Raw genomic sequence first — 2,987 nt, forward strand, 5'->3', positions numbered from 1 at the left:
GGGTCCGCACCGGCGGTTCACTCAGCTGCTTTGCCTGCTGCATTTTCTGTACTGGATCAGGTGCCGGTTTCGGTGCAGGCTTGTTTACACCTGCGGCCTCTTTATAGAGACTCATGACCTGCGCTGCGCCCAGTGGGCTGACACGACTCAACTCCTGAACATCCGCTGTTTGTCGTGCAAACCAGCCTTTAAAATCCTCACTGGCAGAGATCTGCTCTACATCCGGATGCAGACTGCGCAACTTGTTCCAGAATGCCTGTTGTGCCCGCTCCGCCTCCTGCTCCTGCCGAGCCTTCTCAATGGCGGCCAGCCGCTGTTCCAGTTTGCGGTTGAGCTGTTCCGACTCATCCAGCTTGTTGAACACCGGGTCCAGCTCCTGGTAGTCCTTACGGAGCTCCTGGAACTGGTCGGACGGCTCTGGCTCACTGTTTGGCTGAGCAGTACCCTGCTGACTGAGCAGATCCACCTTGGCCTTCAGCAACGCCATCTGCTGCTGAAGTTCGGTATTGCTCCGCTCCAGGTCAGCGGCTTTCTGGGTGGCCTGGGTCATCAGGGCATGGGCGTTCTTGCGGGACTCTTCCGCCTTGGTGTACTTGTCCTGCCAGTCTTCACCGTTATCGTCATTGGATGCTGGAGCAGGCGGCTCTGACGGTTCGTCATCAGCGTCCGACTCCGGTTCGGGTGGCATTTCTTGTAGTAACGGCAACTCATCAGCGGGCGGGTTCTGATCGGTTTGCTTGTCCTGCTCGTCCTCTTGCTCTGCAAAAGCGGCAGGGGCGTCCGTAGTCAGACCCATAAGGGCTGCCAGTTCGGCATCGGTTTCCTGATCCAGTTTTTCGGCATCAATGGCCATCTTCACTCTCCCTGTGGGGCACTCTGAACCGCTGAGGGCTCTGGCTTGTCCACGTTGGTTACGCCTATGAAAGTCCGAGGGGCTCGAGGCTTGTCCATGTTCTTTCAGGCATTGTTCGCCGCCCGCTTTCTGCTGCCCGCCACGCGTAAAAGACGATACTGGTTTGGCTTTTACGGGAAGCGGGGAGCGGACAGCGGGGAGCGACGAAAATTATTCGTCGTAAATAGGTTCGCGATCGCTGCGCCAGTTGCATCAAATCACTGAGTTCCTGAGTTTTACCCTGCAGGATGCGCAATTCGGTTGAATCCCGGGCGTGGGACATTTTCTCCAGCAGTTCCGCCCGGCGACGTTGCAGATGCTCGACCAGCGTCTGGTAATCCGGGCTGCCTTCCAGCCGCAGGATCGACTCCGCCTCCAGGCTGGTCAGGTGCATTGGGTTGTGCATAGAGTTCTTCCTCAGGGCGCAGGGCTTTATCGGGATCAATATCCAGGGCTTTCAGGTATTCGTTCAGCAGGTATCGGTGGTCAGTCATCGGCCCCAGTACCTCGTTCATGGTCACGTTCAGGGCGTTCATCATCCGTTCGCTCTGGATCTCCTTCGCCACCAGGGCGGCACTGCCCATGGGTACTACGTCCAGATCGCCCCGTTTGTCGTCCATCTCCGCCCAGCGCATGGCAAAGTTGAACAGGCTCTCGATCAGGGGCACCGTGGCGTAGTCGTCGATATTTTTCACCACGCTTTTCAGGGCCACATTGGCGGCGGTCATCAACATGCTCATGCCGCTGGCGGTCTTGTTCAGGCTCTGGGTCTGTTCGCCGTGGGTGTAGCTGGGAAGCGACGTTTCTTCATCCGCAAAGCGCCGGAACAGTTCAAAGATGCCGGACAGGTCTTTCTGGTTGCTCTGGATATTGATGGCCTGAATCATTGGCCCTTCGCCATCAGAGCCGTCATACCACCACATCCGGTAGGGGTAGACCTTTTTGGCATCTTCCAGGCTGGTGCCTTCCGGCAGTTTGGAAACATCCATCTGGAACATGGGACCGGCAGTGAGGGCGGCATTGTCCAGCAGCGCCCGGCCAGTGGAGTTCATCACATCCTGGCTGTCGTTCATCATGTAGGGGATGCCAATGCCCCAGAAGCGATGGAGTACCGTCTCGTAAGGCACAAACTTATAGGGGATCGCCTCCGGTTTCAGCGGGTTCAGCCGTGCCATGATCATCCGGCCATCGCATATCCAGATATTGCCCTGGTATTCCGTGTGCTCATCGATGTCGGTAACGCCATACTCCATCAGTTGATGGCCGTCCACCGGTCCCCAGTACTCCAGCACGTCATAACGGTTGGAGGTAATGTGCGGGTCATCCGACTCATTGAGGTTGTTGAGCTCTTTTTCATAATCCAGCGGGACATGGTTACCCGCTGGCGAGTTGGCCAGAATCTCCAGTATGGTGTCGGTTTCAACGCCATGGCTGTCCGCCAGTTCCCGCAGTTCATGTTTGGTCAGCACATGGCGGCGGAACAGATCGTTGGGCTTGCCACAGTCGTGGGAGTAAGGGTCAGGGAACATATCGAAGATACTGGCCCACTCAACGTCCGGCTCGATGCTCTGCTGCTCATTCAGCTGCCACTCCTCCCCTTCCGCCTCCCACTTCTCATGCTTGCGGATATTGAGGGTGGCCACTTTGATACAGCCCGTGCCCAGGGTCACCTGCTCCCGGGTGACCTTCTTCAGCTCGGTCAGGGCGTCAGCATTGACCAGGTAGTCCTTGATCTTGCGCTTCATCGCCATGGCCGCTTTATTGGCCCGTTCCAGCGCCTCCGCCATCAGCGCCCGTTCCATCTCATCGTACCGTTCCTGGATAAGCTGGTTGCGGGTCTGGGGATCAATGGGATAGGGCAGCAGCTCCTGAATAGCGGTCATGCGGAGGTGCCGTTTAATGCTGGCGGGTATCTCCGCCAGGGGGCTGGGCACGATATCCCAGAAGCTGTCGATATTCTGGAACAGGAGGTCGATCAACCGGGAGTAGGCGGTGTTCACCTTGGTGGTGGTGATCTTGATAAACACCCGGCTCAGTGCCTGCTGCTCATCCATGATCCGGATCTGTTCAGGGCCATACTCCCCTTTCACGGCTC

2 protein-coding genes are annotated in these 2,987 nt (G+C 57.4%); both read right to left on the bottom strand.

Annotation, left to right across the window (positions count from 1 at the left end):
- Positions 1-853, bottom strand: an 853-nt coding sequence (locus AK963_RS27420) for a hypothetical protein (RefSeq protein WP_083232920.1), incomplete at its 3' end; no start/stop codon positions are given.
- Positions 854-1,128: 275 nt separating this feature from the next.
- On the bottom strand, positions 1,129-2,987 hold a 1,859-nt coding region (locus AK963_RS33790; protein ID WP_175404690.1), incomplete at its 5' end, for a portal protein.

This window comes from Endozoicomonas atrinae (genome assembly GCF_001647025.1).
GTDB classification, from domain to species: Bacteria; Pseudomonadota; Gammaproteobacteria; order Pseudomonadales; family Endozoicomonadaceae; genus Endozoicomonas; species Endozoicomonas atrinae.